This is a genomic window from Pseudomonas donghuensis, assembly GCF_000696345.2.
Taxonomy (GTDB): domain Bacteria; phylum Pseudomonadota; class Gammaproteobacteria; order Pseudomonadales; family Pseudomonadaceae; genus Aquipseudomonas; species Aquipseudomonas donghuensis.
Map to the genome: position 1 here is coordinate 1544077 of NZ_CP071706.1, position 20564 is coordinate 1564640.

Here is a 20564-nt window from a genome sequence, read left to right on the forward strand (position 1 = left end):
GGCTTGCCAGCGATACAGGCGCATTGGCCCTTGCGGCTAGCGCGGTGATGCAATCGCTGGCAAGCCAGCTCCCACAGGTAAAGCGCTATCAGGCCTTGTTAAGCGCCTGCGCTTGCGCCAGTACGGCATCGACATGCCCGGGCACCTTCACCCCACGCCAGGCCTTGCGCAGCACGCCGTCCTTGTCGATCAGGAAGGTGCTGCGGTCCACGCCCAGGTATTCCTTGCCATAGAGCTTCTTCAGCTTGATCACGTCGAACAGCTGGCACAGGGCCTCGTCCTTGTCGCTGATCAGCTCGAAGGGGAAGGCCTGCTTGGCCTTGAAGTTCTCGTGGGACTTGATGCCATCGCGCGAAACGCCAAACACCAGAGTGTTGGCCGCGTCGAATGCCGCATGCTGGTCACGGAAACCCTGGCCTTCGGTGGTGCAGCCCGGGGTGCTGTCCTTGGGGTAGAAGTACAGCACCACCTGCTTGCCCTTGAGCTCAGCCAGGCTGATGCTCTGGCCGCTGGTGGCCAGGGCCTGGAAATCGGCGACGGGTTGGTCGAGTTCAACGGCCATGAAAGCTTCCTTACATCGGGTTCTGTGGGCGCCACGGTTCGATCAGCGCATCCAGGTTCAGCGCATCGGAGAAGTCCAGGAACTGGTCACGCAGCCAGCTGATCTGGGTACCGGCCGGCAAGGTCACGGTAAAGGTGGCGTTGAGCATGGTGCCGCCGGTCTGCGGCGCCTGGTAGGTGTCGCAGGTCAGGTTCTCCAGCTCCACGTGGTGGTCGATGAAGAACTGGCACAGCTCGTTGATGATGTCCGGGCGATAGGCGGCGCTGACATAGGCCACGTACGGCAGCGACAGCGGGCGTACCTCCAGCTCGGCGCTGCGCACCACGTTGACGGTGAAGGTGTGCTTCTTGGCCAGGCCCGGCAGGGCGGCTTCGAAGCGCGCCAGGGCGTCCCAGCTGCCGGTGACCTGCAGCACCAGGGCGCTGCACTCGCCGTGGCGGGTCAGGCGCGAGGTGACGACCGAGCAGCGATTGTCGTTGCTGGCCCGGCACAGGATGTTGGTCAGCTCCATGGGATTGGCACCCAGGGCGCTGATGACAAGGAATTGTTCGCGAACGGTGGGGGTGGACATGCAGCATTCCTAAAGCGATGAGCGGTCGGTACCTGACGTGGCAAAAAGGCCGGCAGGCAAGAGCCCGGGGCTCAGGATCGAGGCTTCGGGCGCTGGCTACGCGCGTTGTCGGCAGCCCGGCGGGCCACTATGTACCGATCAAAGACAGAAGGGTAGCGAAAATGGCCGCCGAGGGGAATGCTCCGCCCGCCTGCTTCGCTTGTGCAAGGCCGATGGCGCCAGTACCATTACCGCTCTCTTTTTCCGGCAGGAGCAGATTCATGATTGCGGGCAGTATGGTGGCATTGGTCACACCCATGGATGCACAAGGGCGTCTTGATTGGGACAGCCTCGGCAAACTCGTGGACTTCCACCTGGAGAAGGGCACCCATGCCATCGTCGCCGTCGGTACCACCGGCGAGTCCGCCACCCTGGACGTCGATGAACACATCAAGGTCATCGAGTTCGTGGTCAAGCGCGTTGCCGGCCGCATCCCGGTGATCGCCGGTACCGGCGCCAACTCCACCAGCGAAGCGGTGCACCTGACCCGCAACGCCAAAAAAGCCGGCGCCGATGCCTGCCTGCTGGTGGTGCCGTACTACAACAAGCCGACCCAGGAAGGCCTGTACCAGCACTTCAAGCACATTGCCGAAGCCGTCGACATCCCGCAGATCCTCTACAACGTACCCGGCCGCACCGCCTGCGACATGCAGGCCGAGACCGTGATTCGCCTGTCGACCGTGGCGAACATCATCGGCATCAAGGAAGCCACCGGCGACGTTACGCGCGCCAAGGCCATCCTCGATGGCGTCAGCAAGGACTTCATCGTCCTGTCCGGCGACGATCCGACCGCCGTTGAGCTGATCCTGATGGGCGGTAAAGGCAACATCTCCGTGACCGCCAACGTCGCCCCGCGGGAAATGGCCGATCTGTGCGAAGCCGCCCTTGAGGGCAATGCCGAGAAGGCTCGCGCGATCAACGAAAAACTCATGCCGCTGCACAAGAACCTGTTCATCGAAGCCAACCCGATTCCGGTGAAGTGGGCTTTGGTCGAAATGGGCCTGATGCAGCAAGGCATCCGCCTGCCACTGACCTGGCTGAGCGAATCCTGTCACGATACGGTACGCCAGGCGATGCGCCAGTGCGGCCTGCAGTTTTAATTGAGGACGTACACCGCATGAAGCGATTGGCTGGTCTTTCCGCCCTTGCCTTGATCATCTCCAGTACCAGCGGTTGTGGCTGGCTCTGGGGCGAAGAGGGTTACTTCCGTGACCGCGGCAGCGATTATCTGGAGGCCACCCAGAAGCCGCCGATGCAGCTGCCACCGGACGTCAGCAGCGCCAAGCGGCTCGATCCGCTGCTGCCGATCCCGCGCAACGTCGCCGACGACAACGTCAAGGGCGAGTTCGAAGTGCCACGTCCGCAGCCGCTGAGCGCGGGCGCCGACATCAGCGATTTCAGCCTGCAGAAGAGCGGCAGCGCGCGTTGGGTCCTGGCCCAGCGTTCGCCGGCTGAAGTCTGGCCGGTTGCCCGTCAGTTCTTCGAAGACAATGGCTTCCGGATTGCCGAAGAGCGTCCACAAACCGGCGAATTCAACACCACCTGGCAGCGTTTCGACGAGCTCTCGGCGTCCATGGCCAAGCGCCTGGGCAGTGCTTCGAGCAGCAGCGACAACGAAGTCCGTGCACGCATCCGCATCGAGCCGGGCGTGCAGCGCAACACCAGTGAGGTCTACATCGTTACCGTCGAGCGTCCGGCCGGCAGCACGGCCGAGCAGGACTTCCCGGCGCGTTCGGCCAACACCGGTGTCGACGCCATCCTGGTCGACGAAATGCTCGCCAGCATGACCCGCAGCGCCGAGAAGGGTGGTTCGGTATCGTTGCTCGCCGCTCGCGACTTCGACGCCCCGAGCCGCGTCAGCCTCAGCGAAGACGGCAGCGGCAACCCGGTGCTGAACCTGGGCGCCGACCTCGATCGCGCCTGGTCCAGCGTCGGCCGTGCCCTGGAACAGGGTGATTGGCGCGTCGAGGACATCAACCGCAGCCTGGGCCTGTACTACATCAACCTCGCCGAGAAGGCCGAGACCAAGGAGCAGCCAGGCTTCTTCAGCCGCCTGTTCGGCAGCGCACCGAGCAAGGAAGAGCGTGAAGCCCGTGCCGAGCGCTATCAGGTTCGCCTGAGCAAGGTGGGCGAAAGCGTCCAGGTGACCGTCGAGAAGAACATCAACACCGTGGCCCCGGCAGACGTCGCCCGCCGCGTGCTGAGCGTGATTCAGGACAACCTGGGTTAAGTGCGCTTCGCCGTACTTGGAAGTGGAAGCCAGGGAAATGGCACGCTGATCGCCAGTGGCAACACCTTGCTCCTGGTCGATTGCGGCTTTTCCCTGCGTGAAACCGAGCGGCGCCTGGCGCTGCTCGGCGTTTCTGCGGCGCAATTGAGCGCGGTGCTGGTCACCCACGAACATGCCGACCACGTGCATGGGGTCGGTTTGCTGTCGCGGCGCTACAATGTACCGGTCTACCTCAGCCGTGGCACCTTGCGCGGCATGCGCAAGCCGGTCGAGGCCGCAGGCTTTCTGGCCGCCAATGACACGTTGCAGCTGGGCGACTTGAGCGTTACTGCCGTCGGCGTCACCCACGACGCGCTGGAGCCGCTGCAGTACGTATTTGGTGATGGTCGCCGGCGCTTTGGTGTGCTGACCGACCTGGGCTCGTATGACGCGGCCCTGCTCAGCAGCTACCAGGGCCTGGATGCCCTGCTGATCGAGGCCAACCACTGTCGCGACCTGCTCGGACGCGGGCCTTACCCGATGTTTTTAAAGCAGCGGGTGGGCGGCGACTACGGACATTTGAACAACCATCAGGCCGCGCGCCTGGTGTCGGAGCTGGACTGGCAGAACCTGCAACACCTGGTGCTGGCCCATCTCAGCAGCAAGAACAACCAGCCACAGCTGGCCCGGCAATGCTTCGTCGATACCCTCGGCTGCGACCCGGACTGGCTACAAGTGGCCAATCAGGATTCCGGGCTCGACTGGCGTGAAATCGCCTAGCCCATCATTTAGCAAGCGGAGCCCATCATGGAAAAACGTGAAGAACTCTACCGCGGCAAAGCCAAGTCGGTTTACAAGACCGACGACGCTGACCGCTTGATCCTGCTGTTTCGCAACGACACCTCGGCGTTCGACGGCAAGCGCATCGAACAGCTCGACCGCAAGGGCATGGTGAACAACAAGTTCAACGCCTTCATCATGCAAAAGCTTGAAGAAGCCGGCATCCCGACCCAGTTCGACAAGCTGCTGGGTGACAACGAGTGCCTGGTCAAGAAGCTCGACATGATCCCGGTCGAATGCGTCGTGCGTAACTATGCTGCCGGCAGCCTGGTCAAGCGCCTGGGCGTCGAAGAAGGCATCAAGCTCGAGCCTTCGACCTTCGAACTGTTCCTCAAGAACGACGAGAAGGGCGACCCGTTCATCAACGAATCCCACGTGGTTGCCTTCGGCTGGGGTACCGCGGAGCAGTTGGTGAAGATGAAAGCCCTGTCGCTCAAGGTCAACGAAGTGCTGAGCAAGCTGTTTGACGACGCCGGCCTGCTGCTGGTCGACTTCAAGCTTGAGTTCGGCGTATTCCACGGCGAGATCGTCCTGGGCGACGAGTTCAGCCCGGACGGCTGCCGCCTGTGGGACAAAGAGACCCGCAAGAAGATGGACAAGGACCGCTTCCGCCAGGGTCTGGGCGACGTTATCGAAGCCTACGAAGAAGTTGCCAAACGCCTGGGCGTGCCGCTGTAAGCGACAAGTTCACGCAAGCGCCTGATACCACGCGAATTTTTTTCGCAAACAGGCTTTGCCTTTCGGCAAACTGCTGGTATCATGCGCGCCACTGGAGAGATGCCGGAGTGGCCGAACGGGACGGATTCGAAATCCGTTGTACTGGCAACAGTACCTAGGGTTCAAATCCCTATCTCTCCGCCATACATACGAAAGCCCCTGAAACCAATGGTTTCAGGGGTTTTTTGTTTTTCGATTGTCATGAATTGACGGTCTGCACGCTCAACCAGCCCCGACCAAGGCAGTGATACAACCAGCGTCGCCACGTTAAGATGTGAGCGGGTCGACCAGGGAGGTACACATGACCATCAGTTGGACGTGGACAGCAAAAGACAAGGCCGAGGCGGTACCGTCTATTGGTGATCAGTACATTTCCATGGACGGAAACGTTTTGTGCCTGCGCAATCCCATGCCGGCGGATTCAGCGTTCATGGCAAAGATGTTCTCTGCCACGATAGTCATTACGCTACTGCTGTGGGTATGGATGTTCTGTGCCGTGATCAATGACACGCCATCCGCTGAAGTCTGGGTGCTTTTCATTCCCCTGCTCATGCCGCTGGGCGTTTCGTTGTTCCTTTTCTACCGAATCCACTTGATCAGCAGTCAATCGAACTTCTATTTCAATCGCCACACCCAGAAAATCTACTACCTCAAGGGCAAGACACTGCTTGTCGGTGACTGGGGGAATGTCAACGCCGGCATAATCGGGCGAACCGAGTTTTCCGGCCGGTCGTTCAGTAGTACTACTTCATTAATCCTGAATGCATTCGATAGCCATCAAGACAGCCTGCAAGCCCGGCAGAATGCCAAATCCTGGGCACCCACCTATAGCATCTGTATAGACAGCAATGAACCCAGCGATCCACGGCCGATCTTCGTTGCTCAGGTGTGGGAATACATTCGTCAGTTCATGGCCCATGGCCCGGATACACTGCCCGTTCCTGAAGAACCCCACTGGTGGTCTGTACCGCATAACGCAATCTGCCTGACACCCCGTCAGGCATTGTGTCATTACGTGCCTTGGCGCACGGGAGAGCCGGGGGAAGAGCAGGGCAAGAAATGGTGGCTGATGCCTCTCTGGTTGGTGTTCTTCCCGTACAACGTCTTCGTTGCGCTTTGCTGGTGGATGACCTGTCGTCTGTTGCGCGTACGTCCGGCGGCGGTACCGCAACAAGCGTTTGAAGGTGAGCCCGGTACAGCAGCGGCCATGGACCTGACAGCCAGGACTCTTGGGCCCTAGCGTTTTGCCGACAGGCTGGCGTAGCAAAACGTTGCCATGCATGAAAAAGCCCTTGAATCGCAAGATTCAGGGGCTTTTCGTTTCTGCTGTTTGAGGTAGGGCAATTGTGCCACTACGCCGCGCTTTACTTTTTCTGACGCCAGAATACTATCAACCACCATTGGCCCAGGCCTGAATTCAGCGTGCTTTGCAGCGCACGTGCCTTTATTCGTTCGAAGCAATCAGAGAAAACATGATTACCATCCAAGAGCTCAACGACTTCATCAGCAATCCGGAATTGAATGACAGTATCGGGCAGGTCTGGGCCTTGATCGGCCAGCACTTCGAACAAGCGCAGGCGACCCTGCCGGCCGAGCAGGCAATGCCGCGCCGCGAATTGTCCTTTCATGATCATGTGCGCCTGCTGGGCTATCTGTCTCTGCTGATTGCCGAGGTGCCGGGTGATGTGGTGGAAATCGGCGTGTGGAAGGGCAAGTCGCTGGTGCTGATGAATGAGGTGTGCAACCGCGAGCGCCGCATCATTGGTATCGACCCGTTCGCGCTGCCAAACCAGTTCGAAGAGTTCAGCCACTACAAGCAACTGATGTTGCCTAATGCCGAAGTGATCCGCGGTTTCTCGGAGCTGTGTGCCGAGCGCTTCTACAGCCTCGCACCCAAGGTCGCGCTGTTGCATATCGACGGTGGTCATGCCGGCCGCAACGTGTTGCTGGACTTCCTGCTGTACTCACCGAGCGTGGTGCCTGGCGGCTTTATCGTGTTCGATGACTATGGTGATTTCCAGCATTCGCCCGAGGTCGGACCGGCTGTTGACCTGCTCAGGGCCACGGGCTACTTCAACGGCTTCCATGTACTGGGCTGTGTGCATGGCTTCGAGAACAGTTACGTGCTTCAACGCATGTAATCGATCCAGGCGGGTGTGCCGTGCTCAGGGCTGGCACACCAGGCGCTGTCGCTCATAGTTCAACGCCTTGTCGCGCTCAGGCAAGTTGTATGGTGCGCTGCACTGGCGCTCCCCCCACTTGATTGTCAGGCTGCCCTGGTCTTCTTCCAGTAGTACCAGCGCCTTGCCGTTGGGGTCGGAAATCGCCAGTTGTTTGCCGCTGGCATCTTCCAGTGAAGCGCCGAACGGGATCATCCCGCCCTGTTCGTCGAACAGCTCGAACTGTACCCGCCGCCCGCTCTTGCCGGTGTAGCGGGCCACCACCACGGCGCCACGGCGTGGCACCAGTTGCTGGGTGGCGTTGTCGATTTCGATGTCACCGCCCAGCTCGCGGGTGTCCAGGCTGATCCAGTTGACCCGGTAAGGTTGCGCGCTGGGGATCACCGCGTAGCCGTTGCGCCCGGTTTCGACGCCGCTGTAGCTGCTGATCTTGGCGCCTTTGACCCCTGGCACCTGGGCCAGGGCGAAGGTTTCGCCGACGGTCTGGCCCAGGTTGATGCCGCCTTCGTGGGCGACCACGGATCCGGCAACGTTGAGGTTCTGCGAGTCGTAGCCGCGGCCCTGGCTGTAGCCCAGGGTAATGTCGGCCACCGAGGTGCGGGTGTTGAGGTTGGCCGACGCGGAGTTGCCGCCGGAGCTGCTGTTGCCGCCCTGTACCGAATAGAACGTGTCGCTGGTCTCGGACAGGTAGCCGTTGACGCCGACCTGGGTGCTGTCGCCGCCTTTTTGCGTGCTGGTGGTGATGAATGCACGCGGCGCGCGGGCGCGGCTGCCCAGTGGGAAGGACACTGACAGGTTGAGCTGGGTATCGCTGCTTGAGCCGCCAAAACCATCGCCCAGGTCTTTGCTGCGGGTGACGCCGATGTTGTAGCTGGCTTCGCCCCAATTGTTGCTGTAGCCGGCCGAAAAGCTCTGCGAGCCGCCGCGGTTCCAGTAGCGCTGGTCGCTGGCGTTGACGTACAGGCTGCCCAGTTCGCGGTTGCGGCCCATGCTCTGGTTGATGGTCAGGTCGGTGCGGGTCTTGGAGTTGCCCGGGCGCCGTTCGAGGTCGCTGCTCAAGTCCTGGACGTGGTCGGTCAGGGTGCGGAAACCTTCGGTGGAGTAGCGGTACGCGGCCAGCGTGAAGTTGGTGTCGGTGCCGGTGAAGGTCTTGGCGTACAGGGCGCGCACACTATTACCCTGGGTGGTTTGCCCCTGTGCGCGGCTGCTCGAGTGGGTGACGTCGAATGACACGGCGCCCAGCGCAGTGTTCTTGCCGGCGCCCAGCGACAGCGCCTTGTAGTTGTCGCTGGCCTGTACACCGATGATGCCGGTGAGGTTGCTGCTGATGCCGTAGGCCAGGGTGCTGCTGAGAATGTTCGGCGTGGCCATGCCGTCGGTGTTGCTGTTGTATTGGCCGGCCGAGACGCTGTATTTCACCTGGCCTTCACGGACCATGATCGGCAGGCTGGAGAACGCCTGGGTGGTCACCCGGCGGCGACCGTCGGCTTCGATGATGGTGATCTGCAGGTCGCCGTTGGAGCCGGACGGGTAGATATCGCTGATCTCGAACGGCCCCGGTGGCACGCTGGCGGTATAGAGGATGTAATTGTTCTGGCGGATCTCGACAGTGGCGTTGGTCTGCGCCACGCCACGGATGATCGGCGCGTAGCCGCGTTCGCTGTCGGCGCGCATGCCTTCGTCGGACGCAAGCTTCACGCCACGGTAGCGCACGCTGTCGAACAGGTCGGTGTCGCTGAAGATATCACCGGCGCTGAACTGGCCCTTGATCGCCGTTACGTCATGTTGCAGGTAGCTGCGGTTGCTCTTGAAGGTGCTCGGGCGGCCGGTGCTGCTGGTGAAGTTCGACTCGTTGCGAAAACGCCAGGCACCGAGGTTGATGCCGTTACGCAGGCCCAGGTTGTTGGCGATGCGGGTGTCGGTCTCGCCGGCGCTGCGGCTGCTGTTGAACTGGTAGTTGATAAACGCCGCAGGCACGCCGTCGTCCCACAACGCGGGGTCGACGTAACCGCGAATACCACGCTGCATCGCCACTTGCGGTACGCTGGCCGCCAACTGCAGGCGGGCGGCGTCATAACGCAGGCTGGCCTGTTCGATCATGGCGGGCAGGTCGTAGCAGCTTTGCGGGGCGTTTGGGTCGAACTTGCCTTGGGCCTGCAGCTTGTTCATGTCGATGCCCAGCTGTTGCAGCAGTTCCAGGGTCAGGCAGGGCTCGACGCGGCCGGTGGCCGGGTTGCGGTTGAAGTCGACGTCACGCCGGCCCACCAGCACTTCGTTGCTGTACAGGTCAACCCGGTAATTGCCCGGCAGTACGCTGTTGGCCGACAGCAACAGTTGCAGGTCAACCGACGACGGCGCGCCTTGCAAAAAGGTGGTGTTGAAGGCTTCCAGTTGTTGCGCATCGCTGGCGTGCTGTTCGGCCAGGGCCGGCAGCGCGGCAACTACCGCCAGCGACAGGGCGCTCAACTTCAACAGGCTGGCAGTTGCAGTGTGGGCGCGCAGGCGTTGGCCGGCGCAATGAGTTGGCCTGTTACCGGAAGAAAAAGACATGCAAAGGAACCTGTATCATCGTCAATGACGACTGGGCGCGGCGAGGGGCGCAATCACGCGCAGGATTAAAGCCTTGGCCTCAATCGTTATTGTTTCGTCGGCGCTTCGGCAGCAGTACTGGCGTGGCCGCTGGACAGTGTCGCGGTGTACTGACTTTGCGCACCGTAGTCATTGATGCTGGAGAACATCAGGCGCACGTTGTTGTCGGCGCTTAGCGATTTAACCGGGAACGTTTTTACTTCACCGGGCGCCACCATGGTCGAATCCACGGCCAGCTCGCTGTGTTTGCCCGCCTCAAGTTTTATATCCGCCATCGACACGTGATACAGGCTCGGATTATTGACCTGCAACAGGGTCTTGCCGCTTTGGCGAAGCAGTTGCCATTGCAGTTCGGTCGGCGCCAGCAGGGCATTGCCTGGCAAGCCGGCGGGGCGGAAGAAAATCTTGATGCGCTGGCGCACAGCCAACTGCAAGGTGTTGGCCGCCGCCGCAGCCTGAGGGATTTCCTGTACGTTGAGCCAGACCACCGACTCTTTGTCGGCGGGCATGCCCGTGCCTTCGTACAACACCCGCAGCAATTGCTGTTCACGGGCGAACACCCGTGCCAGTGGCGGGGTGACGGCAAAGGGCACGCTGCGCTGGGTATCGTTGTCGTCGACCCAGGATTGAATCAGCACATCCTGGTTGCCATTGCGCACGGTGACGTTGGCTTCCTTGTGGTTGCCATCAAAGACAATACGCGTGGCACTCAATGAAATACTGGCCATGGCCTGGCCGGCCATGAGCATGCCGAGCAACCCCAGGCATGCGGGAATAGAACGACGCAACATGGTGTGTACCGTTTGATTCAGGGCTTTTGATTCAGCGTCAATGGCGAGGCCGGGCGGCCTCGCACATAGCAGTTCAGGCGCTACGCGTTATTCGTATTGCAGGATGAACGGCAGGGTGGCGTCACCGCGACCGGCAGTGGCGGTGCCGGCTGCGCCAGTGGTGACGTAGGCGGCGGAGAAGTTGAGGATCGCGTCGCCACCGGCAGCACTGGTACCGTGCATGTCGCTCTGGATCTTGGCGGTGGTTTTCGAGCTCAGGTCGATCAGCGCGCCGTTGCTGTCGAGCAGGGCGATACCGACGTTGGCTGCAGTGCCGGTGCCTTTGGTCAGGGCCAGGACTTTCTTGCCGGTGACCAGGCCCGAACCGCCGCTGGCAGCGTCAAAGATCATCGAGACTTTGGTGCCCAGGTTGCAGTTGACGTTGAGGTTGAAGTCTTTACCGGTCACACGGCCCGAGGATGGGCTTTCGGCGGTGCCCATGTCCTTGATCGACACAGTGCCCATATCGACGGAAATCACTCGGTCGGCGTTGGCGCCGTCAACCGAGCAGGCGTCGTTGTTGATCACGCCGGTGAAGGTGATCTTGCCGCTGCCACCTTGAACAGGGGTCGGATCGGCAGCCAGGGCACTGCCGGAGGCGGCAATGACGGACAGGGTGATAAGGGCCAGTGAGAACTTCTTCATGGTGATGTCCATTTGTATTGGTTGGAAAGTGCTGCATGAAAATGCCAATACACAATAGGTCGCGGGGTGTTTGCCGAACATCAGACGATTCTTATAAGGTCTGTGCTGAAGAAGTGGCGGCTACTTGCGCAACAAAGCCATTGTCGACGGATGACGTTGTTGCCATACCGGTTAGTTGAAGATGCTGCGCTCCAAACAATAAGTCAGTAAATCCTGATCACTATTAACCTCCAGTTTGCGCATGGCCGAAATCTTTTGCGCGCTGATGGTTTTGGCACTTCGGTTCTGGCTGCGGGCAATATCGCTAACACTTTTACCGGCAACAAACAGGCGCAGTATTTCGAACTCCTTGGGTGACAGGGTGGCGAACCGATCCTCGATCGCCGCCGTGGTTTCGATGACCGAGGTTTTCGCCGGCTCCAGGCTGCGATACTGGCTCTGTTGGGCAACGGCCTTGAGTGCCAGCTGGATTTCCGTGTGCAGCTGGCTCTTCTGGATTACCCCGACCACGCCCAGCTCATGCAGGCGGGTGAGAATCAGGTGGTTGGAGATCATCGTCAGAATCAGCACCTGCAACTGCGGAAAGTGCCGTTTCAGGTAATCGACCAACTTCAGGCCGTCGCCGTAAGGTGAATCGGCCGGCATGTTGTAGTCAGTGATCACCAGGTCCACCGGTTGTTGCTCAAGCAGTTCGATCAGCCCTTTCGAGCACACGGCCTCGCCGACCACGCAAAAACGCTCGTCACGTTCTACCAGTTCGCGCACGCCAAGCAGCACGATAGGGTGATCGTCCGCGATGATGACTTTGAGTTTGTCCATAAAGGCCGTCCGTAGTACCGGTATAGAGGGTTAGAGGGTGTCCATACGGCCGCAGGTAAGCCTGATTGTTGTTACTCGAGCGCATCCACAACAGCGGCAAGTCGGCTCAGTATCTGCTGCACTTTCAGGTTCAGGGATGCATCGAGCACCCCGCCCGCCAGCTGACACTCCAGCGCCGTGCAGTGTTCGGCCAGGTTGATGGCCTGTACCGCGCCCAGGGCACCGGCGATGCTGTGCAGCCTTTGGGCAACGATTCTACCGTCACTTTGTTCCAGCGCGCAGCGGATCAGTTGCAAGTCATCGCGCATGGTGCTGATAAACAGCGGGCGCATCTTCTCGGAAAGCTGCAGGTTATCACTGGCCTGGACGGCTGCGGGGGCGGTGAGGGTATCCGGCTCGACCCTCGCGGCGGCGCTGTGCAAGGCCGGGCGACAGAGCTTGAGCAGATGGCCGCGCAGGGTTTGCAGGCTCAGCGGTTTGACGATCCAGGCGTTCATGCCCACGGCAATGCAGCGCATGCCTTCTTCGCGCATGGCATTGGCGGTAACACCGACAATCGGCAATTGCGGGTCATGCTCGCGCAGGGTGCGGGCCAGTTCATAGCCGTTCATGACGGGCATGTTGACGTCAGTCAGCACCAGGTCAAAGACCTCGGGTTGCCACAGGTGCAGCGCCTGTTCACCATTGCTGGCCACCACCGCGGTGCAGCCCAGGGCCTCGAGTTGCTCCTTGATGATGGCCTGGTTGATCGGGTTGTCTTCGGCCACCAGGATGCGCAGTTGCAGGTTGTCGGCCGGTTGTTCCGGGGTTTGCTGCTCAGCCAGCGGCTTGCCTTGCCGGGCCAGGGCGACCGCCGCGGCGATTGCGCGCACGCTGTGCAGGTCGACGTCCCAGCCCTGCGCGCTGTATTCAGGCGGGTTGCGCCCGCCCGCAGTGCACAGCACCCGTGGCCCGGGCCAGGCCTGCTCGGCGGCGGCCGGCAGTGCATCGACCAGAATTGCCGGCGCATGTTTGGCTTCCAGCGGCTGCGGCGCCAGCGTGGCAGGGACGCCCAGGCGGACAAGCCAGTCGAGCAATGATTGCGCCAGCTCCTGTACCGGCGCGCGCACATATACCGGCACTGTGTAGGTTGCGCCTGGCGTACTGGCGGTCGCTTCGGCTGGCAGCACCGGCAAGCTCATGCGCAGGGCAAAACTGCTGCCCAACCCGGGTTCGCTGACCACTTTCAACTGCCCGCCCATCATTTCGCTGAGCCACCAGCAGATCGGCAGGCCCAGCCCGGCACCGCCTTCGCTGCAGGCATCCTGGACCTGATAGAACAGCTCGAACAGCTTGGCCTGCTGCGCCGTGGAGATGCCGATGCCGGTATCGGTGACCTGCCACTCCAGGCTGACACTGGCGTCTTCGTGGGCCAGCACCCGGGTGCGCAACACCACGCGCCCGGTGTCGGTGAACTTGATGGCATTGCTCACCAGGTTGTTGAGGATCTGGCGGATGCGCATCGGGTCGCCCAGCAGGCGCTCGGGCAGGGTGGCGTCGGTGCAGGCATAGAGCTGCAGGCCCTTGCGCTGGGCGAAGGCGGCATAGGTGTGCAGGGTATCTTCGATCAGGTCCAGGGGGCAGAACTCGATGGCCTCGATGGCCATCTGCCCGGACTCGATCTTCGACACGTCAAGTACGTCGCTGATCAGTTGGAACAGGGTCGCCGAGGAGCGCTGGATGGTCTGCAGGTATTCCTGCTGGCGTGGCTCCAGGCGGGTCAGGCCGAGCAGTTCGAGGGTCCCGAGTACGCCGTACAGCGGGGTGCGGATTTCATGGCTCATGGTCGCCAGGAACAGGGTCTTGGCTTCGTTGGCGGCATCGGCGGCGCGTCGGGCTTCTTCCAGGGCGGTGGCATCCTCGATGTGCCGAGTGATGTCGTTGAAGGCGTACAGGCGTACGTCCTGGCCCTGGTAGCGGGTCGAGACAAAGCCCACCTGCAGGTGACGGCCGTCGATTTCCAGGTGGGTTTCGCCCGTTTCACCCTGGTCGTGGCGGTGTTCCAGGGCATTGATCAGCTTGGCGCTGCCCGGCGATTGCTGGGCACGCTGGTTTTCCACCAGTACCTGGTTATCGGTGCGGCGCACCACGCATAATCCGGTGGGCGCGGTATCGATGACCACGCGGCTGAAGGCTTCGCTTTCGGCGATACTGGCATGGGCCTGGCGGGCCGGCAGGATCACTTGCCGGCGGTACCAGCGGTTGGCACCCCAGCCCATGGCGATGACCCCGAACAACAAGGCACCAAGGCTTGCCAGTGGCCACAGGGCATAGCGGAAAAAGCTGCTGTAGTTGAGGGCATAAATGGCGGTCCAGCCCGGGCCCGCGTGGTTGACCAGCTTGAACACCAGGCCTTCGGGCTTGAAGTTGATCCCTTCATGCAGCGGCGATTGCGGCCACAGCGATCCAATCAGCACCTGGCCGGAAGGCGCCACCAGGGTGAAGTGGTCATAGATCGACCATTCCATGGTGCGTTCGTAATCATTGGCCTGGGACAGGTCTAGCACGCTGGCGATCATCACCTGGGTGTCGGCGCCTTTGATGTGTATCTCGTCTGCGGCCAGCTCGATGCCGATATACGCCAGCAGGCGCGCCGGGCCAGGGCTCTCGGCGCTCGGGCCATAATGCTGCCAGCAGACCTCCCCCTCGTTGAGCAACTGATGATCGCGCGGCAGGCGGTCGACCACGGTCTTGACCATGTCGATGAAGGTTTCATTGAGCGGTACGGTCTTGGTCCGTGAATGGCCGGCGGCCGGCACAGTAATGTCGAAGTTGCCGTGCTGGTTGAACAGAAATACATGCGGCGACTGGTAATGTGAAGTCGACCAGAAGGCACTGTAGAACGTCGCCAGGTGCACGCCGAGGGAAAAGATCTTGGCATGTTCGCTGGCGGCGATTTTTTGCGGGTCGATTTTTGCGCTGAAGGGCATGGAGTAAGAAAACGCCTGGCCCTGATAAATATTCGGGCCTTCTTCCGGCAAGGCTTTCAACAAGCGAACTTCGGCATTCTCGCCCTTGAGCAACTCGCCCTGGTGGCTGCGTTGCGCCAGGTTGCGCAAGAACACTTCCTGCTCGCGGATGTTTTCCATCAGCCGGGCAAAATGAAAGCGCACGGTGTCGTGCTCCTCTTCGACCAGGCGCTGAAACGACCAATAGCTGGTGCCCACCAACAACAATGCCAGCCCGAGCAGCACCATCATCCCTTTGTTCAGGCGCAACGAGCTGCGGGTGAGTTTGTCCAGCAGGGCGTTGTCGTGCTTCATCAGGAACTTCCGCAATAACGGTAATGTAGGTGGCTGGATGGAGTTTACCTCTGCTGGCAATTAAAGGCTGCGCGGCACATCAATAGAAGGTTGCCGGCCCGTCATGGTTCAGCAGTTGCTGGAACTGCTCGGACGACACCGCATGTGAAATCAGAAAGCCCTGGGCCTGGGTACAGTCGATCTTGCGCAACAGGGCAAGCTCCTGGGGTGTCTCGACGCCTTCGGCGACCACGGTCAGCCCCAGCTTGCGGCCCAGGGCGACGATGCTGGTCAGCGCCGAGGTCATGCCTTCGTTTTCATGGCAGCCCTGAACCAGGGCGCGGTCGATCTTCAGTTCTGTGAAGGGCGTGGAGACCAGGTTCATGTACGAGCTGTAGCCCTTGCCGAAATCATCCTGCGACAGGCCGAAGCCCTTGATGCGCAGGCGGCAGGCACCGGCGTAGAAGTTGCTGATGTCCTGGGGCACCGAGCACTCCATCAGCTCGAAGCAGATCTTGCCCGGGATGCCCTGGTGATGCAGGACGAACTCCAGCAGGCGGTCAGCCAGGTCATGGCTGTTGAGCAGGTGGGTTGGCAGGTTGATCGATACCGGAATGTCGTAACCCTGCTGGCGCCAGCGCGCCTGGGCGTGGATGGCCTGCTTGAGCATCAGCCACAACAGGCGCTCTTCCAGCTCGAAGGTCTTGAAGGCCGGCAGGAACGAGCCAGGCAACAGCACGCCTTGCTCGGGGTGCATCCAGCGCACCAGGGCTTCGGCGGCGACGATGCGGCCATTGCTGAGGGATTTTTTCGGCTGGAACCAGGCCTGGAACTGGCCGTTGCTCAGGCCGTGAATCAGCGCCTGGTAGTCGAACTGCGCCACTGCCGGCGGTACCTGCGGCGCACTGCGGTTCTTGCCGCCGAGCTGTTCGGTGAGGTTGCGCAGGGCGGCCGGCTTGACCGGCTTGGAGATCAAACCGATCACTTCTACGCCGAGGTTCTTGGCCACCAGGCTTGCGGCCATCAGCATGCGCTTGGAGGCGGCGCTCATGATCGCCAGGTCCGGCTTGCTGCGCAGCCTGGCCAGGCCCTGGATGAATTGCACGCCGTCCATGCCCGGCATCAGCAGGTCGGTGAGCACCAGGTCGAAGTCACGCCGCTGCAGGTGTTCCAGCGCTTCCTTGCCGTCCTGGGCCGCTTCGAAATGGAAATCGCCCAATTCGCTGAACAGGTGCTGCAGGTACATGTGCTGGAACGGGTGGTCCTCGACGATCAAGATGTTATAGGGCTTCATGGGAGGTCTCTTGATAAGGCGCCAGATAGTTGAACAGGGCCCGCAACGCGAAAGGTTTGACCAGGCAATGGTTCATTCCGGCAGCAAGGCACAGTTCTGCTTCGCCGCGCATGGCATTGGCCGTCGCCCCGATGATCGGGATCGAACAGCCTTGGCGGCGCAGCTCTCTGGCCAGTTCATAGCCATTGAGTTTGGGCATGTTCACATCGGTCAGGACCACATCGAAGTGCCCGTTTTTCCACAACTGCAGGGCTTCGTTGCCGTCCCCCGCCAACTCGACGGTGCAGCCGAGCTCCTCAAGCTGATCACGCAGGATGAGTTGGTTGATGATGTTGTCTTCGGCCACCAGGATGTGCAGGTCGAGCTTCTGTATTTCGCGCTTTTGCGGGTTATCGGTGCGGGCGATCCACAGTCCCTGGGCTTGTCTGACGGCCTGGTATAAGGCGCTCAGGTGGTTGAGATTGACCTGCCAGCGACCGTCTTCGAGCTGTGGCTCGCAGCAACCGTGGGCGCTGGCCAGGATCAGCGGGCCGGTCCAGTCGGCCACCAGCGGCTGTTCGGCGCTGCCAGGGTGCAGCTCCAGCAGCAGGCAGCCGCTGGCTGAGTCCGCGGGCGTCGGCCGCCCGACCTGGGCACGTGCGCCCCAGCGGCGCAGCCAGCCGCTGATCGACTGCGCCAGTTCGCGAATCGGCGAGAGCACATAGATCGTCTCGGGCAACAGGCCGCCCTGGGCGGGCAGGTCGGTGCTGGCCGACGCTTCTTCCAGCGGCAGGGTCAGGGTGAAGCTGCTGCCCAGGCCCAATTCACTGACCATGCGCAACTGGCCGTTCATCAATTGGGTCAGGCGCTGGCAGATGGGCAGGCCCAGGCCGGTACCGGCCACCACATTGGTGTTGCCTTCGGTCTGGTAGAACGGCTCGAAAATGTACGCATGGTCTTCTTCGGCGATGCCCTTGCCGGTGTCCGACACTTGCCACATCAGGCTCGAGCGTTCGCCATCACGGTTGATCAGCTTGACCCGCAGCACCACCCGGCCACTGTCGGTGAACTTGACCGCGTTGCTCAGCAGGTTGTTGAGAATCTGCCGGATCCGCGTCACATCGCCGATCAGCCGTTCCGGCAGTTGTGGATCGAAGCAGGCATACAGTTGCAGGTCTTTGCCCAATGCTGCGGCGCTGTAGCCCTGGATGACTTCGTGAACCAGCTCCAGCGGCGAGAATTCGCTCAGTTCCAACGCCAGTTGCCCGGCTTCGATCTTCGACACATCCAGTACGTCGCAGATCAACTGCAACAGGGTCGCCGAGGAGCCCTCAATGGCATGCAGGTAGTCGCGCTGCTGGGCATCGAGCTGGGTCCGCGCCAACAGTTCCAGGGTGCCCAGTACGCCGTACAGCGGGGTGCGGATCTCATGGCTCATGGTCGCCAGGAACAGGGTCTTGGCCTCGTTGGCGGCATCGGCCGATTGCCGCGCCTCTTCCAGCGCCGCTTCCACCTGCTTGCGCGCACTGATGTCGCTGAAGGCGCAAAACAGCACGTCTTCACCGTTGTAGCGGGTTGGGGCGCTGCTCAGGTACAAGTGACGGCCATCGGCGGTGGCAAAGTAGTCAGTGCGTTCAGGTTGCTGGCTGGCGAAGGCCTGGTTGATCCAACCGGCACACAGCACATCGCGCTCCAGGCCGTCCCCCAGCCATTGTTGTGCCAGGGTGTTTTCCAGCACCACCTTGCCGTCGGTACGGCGCAGTACGCACAAGGCCACGGGCGCGGTCTGGATGACATCGCGGCTGAACGCCTCGCTTTCGATCAGGGCCTGGATGCGGTTGATCGCCGGGGCAATGAAACGATGCTCGATGCGGCGCATCAACAGCAGGACCAGGGTCACGGTGAACAGGCAGAACAGCAGCGAGCCGACCAGTTGCTGCCACAGCCCGGTCATCACTGCCAGCAGGTCAATCGAGTACACCAATTGCCAGTCCGACGATTGCAGGTGTTTGCGGATCACCAGGTGGTCGGGTATCCAGCCGTCGCCGACAAAGCCGAAAAAGTTTTCGCCCTTCGAGTTGAGCAGCATCTGTCCCAATCGTGTGTCGTGGCTGTTGGTGAACACCAGCATGCCTTCGGAGTTGAGCATCATGAACTCGCCGGCGCTCTGGTCACTGAGCGCAGTGGACACTTCGCGGCTGTCCATCTCCAGGCCCAGCCAGCCCGACTCGACGTCACGTTCATCAAGCCGGATGAAGATGTACAGGTACGAACGTTGCTCGGTCTGGTCGGTCAGCCACAGCTCGGCGCTGGGTGACGGGTTGTTGTCCTTGAGCGCCTGCAACTGTTCGAGCATGCGCGGCGAGAACCCGGGCACGCCGGGGGCGGAGTTGTACAAGCGCCTGACTTGCGCGTTCGGCCCGGTGTCGACATACAGCAGGCTGACCTGCTTGTCCTTCATGTAGTCGCGCATGCGCTGGGTCAGCCAGATGCTCCAGCGGTTGTCGGTGGTGCTGCCCAGTTGCAGGTGCACTTCTTCGGTCGATGGCAGGTAGACCAGGGGCTTGGCCTGCTTCGACTTGCGCACCGCCGACAGGCTCAGGCTTTCCAGCAAGGCTTCGCGATTGGTGAAGAAGGTGTGCGCTTCGGCAATCGCGCTGCTCATGTAGCCGCGACGCTGGGAGATGTCGTTGTTGAAGGTGAACAACAGAAAGTTGTACACGCCGCTGAGAATGCCGATCAGCAACACCACGGCGAACAAGCGCAGCAAGCGGCGGGCGGCTTCGGGGCTGGAAAGAAGGGGGCTGATTTGCAGCAGGTAGCTTTTTAATCTCATCCGCGGACTCTAGTGAGTCGCGTGCGCTACAGACATCAGACGATCCTTAAACATAGGCGTTGTCGACCCTGTTGGCCAGCCAGGTGCCGCTCATTTACCCGGTTCTGCGACCTGCTTGGCAAAGTGCGGCTTTGACTATCAGACAATCCTTAAACAATGCGCCGTCTGGTCGACACTCAAGGTATCAACCGCTATCGCAGGAGTGTCGGCATGAACGGGAAGTATGTTGCTATCGCTGCAGGGTTGCTGTTCGGCCTGAACGGGGCCTGTGTGGCCGCCACGCCGGTCGCCCAAGGGGTGATCAATTTCACCGGCAGTATTGTCGAGTCGCCGTGCACGCCTTCGACCCAGGCCGGTGCCTTCAACCTCAACGATTGCCCGGCGCAGGTGCGGGGTACCCGTATCGGCCTGCAGCGGGTTGACTCGCAAGCGTCGGTCAGTGCGCCCGATCAAACCCCGGTCAACGTCAGGCTGGTGGCCGATAGCGGCAAGGCCGGGCGCTATTATCACCAGCAGTACGCGCTGGTGGATGCTGCCGGCAAGGCGGTCAGTTCCGGCGCCTACCTGATCACCCTGACCACGCCTTAAGCCTTCGGCGTAAGGGCGTTTGAGAATTGTCTTAGAGTCTGCGCCCACGACCAACGGTAACCTTGCCAATACTTCAGCGAGTCGCAGTGTCTATAAAGACTCGCGGAGCCCATCTGTCAGGTTTACCGAATGTCAAACACAGCATTGCGCATCGTCATCGCTGATCGGCAGCAGGATCAGCGCAGCAAGATAGAGAACATGCTCAACCGCCTGGGGTATTGCCGCGTTGCCCACTTGAGTAGCTTTCAAGCGTTGCAGGCGGCTACCCGGACGCAGGGCACCCCCTTCGACCTGTTGATCGTCAACACGGTGCTGGTGCCTTCCCGGCAGTTCAACCTGTTGAAGTTCTGCCACGACAACCCGCGCATCCGTCATGCGCTTATCTATGAAGGGCAGCGCGCCGACTCTTCGCAGGTGTCGGTGCCCGTCAATGGCAGGATTCAACTGTGCCTGTCACAGGCACCGGACTTCGATTCCATCAAACGATGCCTGCACAGTGTCGATCCGCTGTTTGCACGTTAATCACTGATCCCGCTCCCCCGCACGCCCTTTTTTTTTCAAACGCCAACTGGTAGCGTGCAGCAC

General features: G+C 61.1%; 17 protein-coding genes and 1 tRNA gene. 9 read left to right on the forward strand and 9 right to left on the reverse strand.

Features of this window, described 5'->3' with window-relative positions; genetic code table 11:
- Positions 1-88: 88 nt before the first annotated feature.
- Together BV82_RS07080 and BV82_RS07085 are read right to left on the reverse strand one after the other, a co-directional pair.
- The gene (locus BV82_RS07080; RefSeq protein WP_010223168.1) at positions 89-562 is read right to left on the reverse strand and encodes a peroxiredoxin; all 474 of its coding nucleotides are present in this window, start codon (positions 560-562) and stop codon (positions 89-91) included.
- A gap of 10 nt (positions 563-572) precedes the next feature.
- The gene (locus tag BV82_RS07085) at positions 573-1133 is read right to left on the reverse strand and encodes a glycine cleavage system transcriptional repressor (protein ID WP_010223167.1); all 561 of its coding nucleotides are present in this window, start codon (positions 1131-1133) and stop codon (positions 573-575) included.
- Between the two features lie 260 nt (positions 1134-1393).
- Here BV82_RS07085 and dapA point away from each other — a divergent pair, with 260 nt between their 5' ends.
- The 7 genes from dapA to BV82_RS07120 all read left to right on the forward strand — a co-directional run bounded on the left by dapA (position 1394) and on the right by BV82_RS07120 (position 7079).
- Positions 1394-2272 (forward strand): 4-hydroxy-tetrahydrodipicolinate synthase, encoded by an 879-nt coding sequence (gene dapA / locus BV82_RS07090; protein ID WP_036994162.1) that lies wholly within the window; start codon positions 1394-1396, stop codon positions 2270-2272.
- Positions 2273-2289: 17 nt separating this feature from the next.
- Positions 2290-3402 carry an outer membrane protein assembly factor BamC gene (bamC, locus tag BV82_RS07095; RefSeq protein ID WP_010223165.1) on the forward strand — a complete coding sequence of 371 codons (1113 nt, stop codon included), beginning with the start codon at positions 2290-2292 and terminating at the stop codon, positions 3400-3402.
- The gene (locus BV82_RS07100; RefSeq protein ID WP_010223164.1) at positions 3403-4161 is read left to right on the forward strand and encodes an MBL fold metallo-hydrolase; all 759 of its coding nucleotides are present in this window, start codon (positions 3403-3405) and stop codon (positions 4159-4161) included.
- A 27-nt stretch (positions 4162-4188) separates the two neighbouring features.
- Positions 4189-4899, forward strand: a complete 711-nt coding sequence (purC, locus tag BV82_RS07105; protein WP_010223163.1) for a phosphoribosylaminoimidazolesuccinocarboxamide synthase — start codon at positions 4189-4191, stop codon at positions 4897-4899.
- A 93-nt stretch (positions 4900-4992) separates the two neighbouring features.
- A tRNA-Ser gene (locus BV82_RS07110) sits at positions 4993-5082 on the forward strand.
- Positions 5083-5239: 157 nt separating this feature from the next.
- Complete coding sequence (locus BV82_RS07115) at positions 5240-6178, forward strand: hypothetical protein (protein WP_036994163.1); 939 nt, start codon at positions 5240-5242, stop codon at positions 6176-6178.
- Positions 6179-6410: 232 nt separating this feature from the next.
- Positions 6411-7079 carry a class I SAM-dependent methyltransferase gene (locus BV82_RS07120; RefSeq protein WP_010223154.1) on the forward strand — a complete coding sequence of 223 codons (669 nt, stop codon included), beginning with the start codon at positions 6411-6413 and terminating at the stop codon, positions 7077-7079.
- A gap of 24 nt (positions 7080-7103) precedes the next feature.
- On the opposite strand, the gene BV82_RS07125 is transcribed toward BV82_RS07120, so the two are convergent.
- From BV82_RS07125 to BV82_RS07155, 7 genes are all read right to left on the reverse strand, one after another.
- Complete coding sequence (locus tag BV82_RS07125; protein WP_081492794.1) at positions 7104-9668, reverse strand: fimbria/pilus outer membrane usher protein; 2565 nt, start codon at positions 9666-9668, stop codon at positions 7104-7106.
- An 86-nt stretch (positions 9669-9754) separates the two neighbouring features.
- Positions 9755-10498 carry a fimbrial biogenesis chaperone gene (locus BV82_RS07130; protein ID WP_026001322.1) on the reverse strand — a complete coding sequence of 248 codons (744 nt, stop codon included), beginning with the start codon at positions 10496-10498 and terminating at the stop codon, positions 9755-9757.
- Between the two features lie 87 nt (positions 10499-10585).
- Positions 10586-11182 carry a fimbrial protein gene (locus BV82_RS07135; RefSeq protein WP_026001321.1) on the reverse strand — a complete coding sequence of 199 codons (597 nt, stop codon included), beginning with the start codon at positions 11180-11182 and terminating at the stop codon, positions 10586-10588.
- 171 nt (positions 11183-11353) lie between these two features.
- Positions 11354-12001: a response regulator gene (locus tag BV82_RS07140; RefSeq protein WP_010223150.1), complete on the reverse strand. Its 648-nt coding sequence runs from the start codon at positions 11999-12001 to the stop codon at positions 11354-11356.
- 71 nt (positions 12002-12072) lie between these two features.
- Entirely contained in the window at positions 12073-15303 is a 3231-nt protein-coding gene (locus BV82_RS07145) for a hybrid sensor histidine kinase/response regulator (RefSeq protein ID WP_036994165.1), read from the reverse strand.
- 79 nt (positions 15304-15382) lie between these two features.
- Positions 15383-16576: a response regulator cyclic di-GMP phosphodiesterase PvrR gene (gene pvrR, locus BV82_RS07150; RefSeq protein ID WP_010223148.1), complete on the reverse strand. Its 1194-nt coding sequence runs from the start codon at positions 16574-16576 to the stop codon at positions 15383-15385.
- Positions 16563-19391 (reverse strand): ATP-binding protein, encoded by a 2829-nt coding sequence (locus BV82_RS07155; RefSeq protein WP_036994167.1) that lies wholly within the window; start codon positions 19389-19391, stop codon positions 16563-16565. The genes pvrR and BV82_RS07155 overlap by 14 nt, the downstream gene beginning before the upstream one ends.
- Positions 19392-19601: 210 nt before the next feature.
- Between BV82_RS07155 and BV82_RS07160 the strand changes: the two genes are divergently transcribed.
- Together BV82_RS07160 and BV82_RS07165 are read left to right on the forward strand one after the other, a co-directional pair.
- Positions 19602-19979 (forward strand): hypothetical protein, encoded by a 378-nt coding sequence (locus BV82_RS07160; protein WP_010223146.1) that lies wholly within the window; start codon positions 19602-19604, stop codon positions 19977-19979.
- A gap of 129 nt (positions 19980-20108) precedes the next feature.
- Entirely contained in the window at positions 20109-20501 is a 393-nt protein-coding gene (locus tag BV82_RS07165) for an ANTAR domain-containing protein (protein WP_010223145.1), read from the forward strand.
- The last annotated feature ends 63 nt before the right edge of the window (positions 20502-20564 follow it).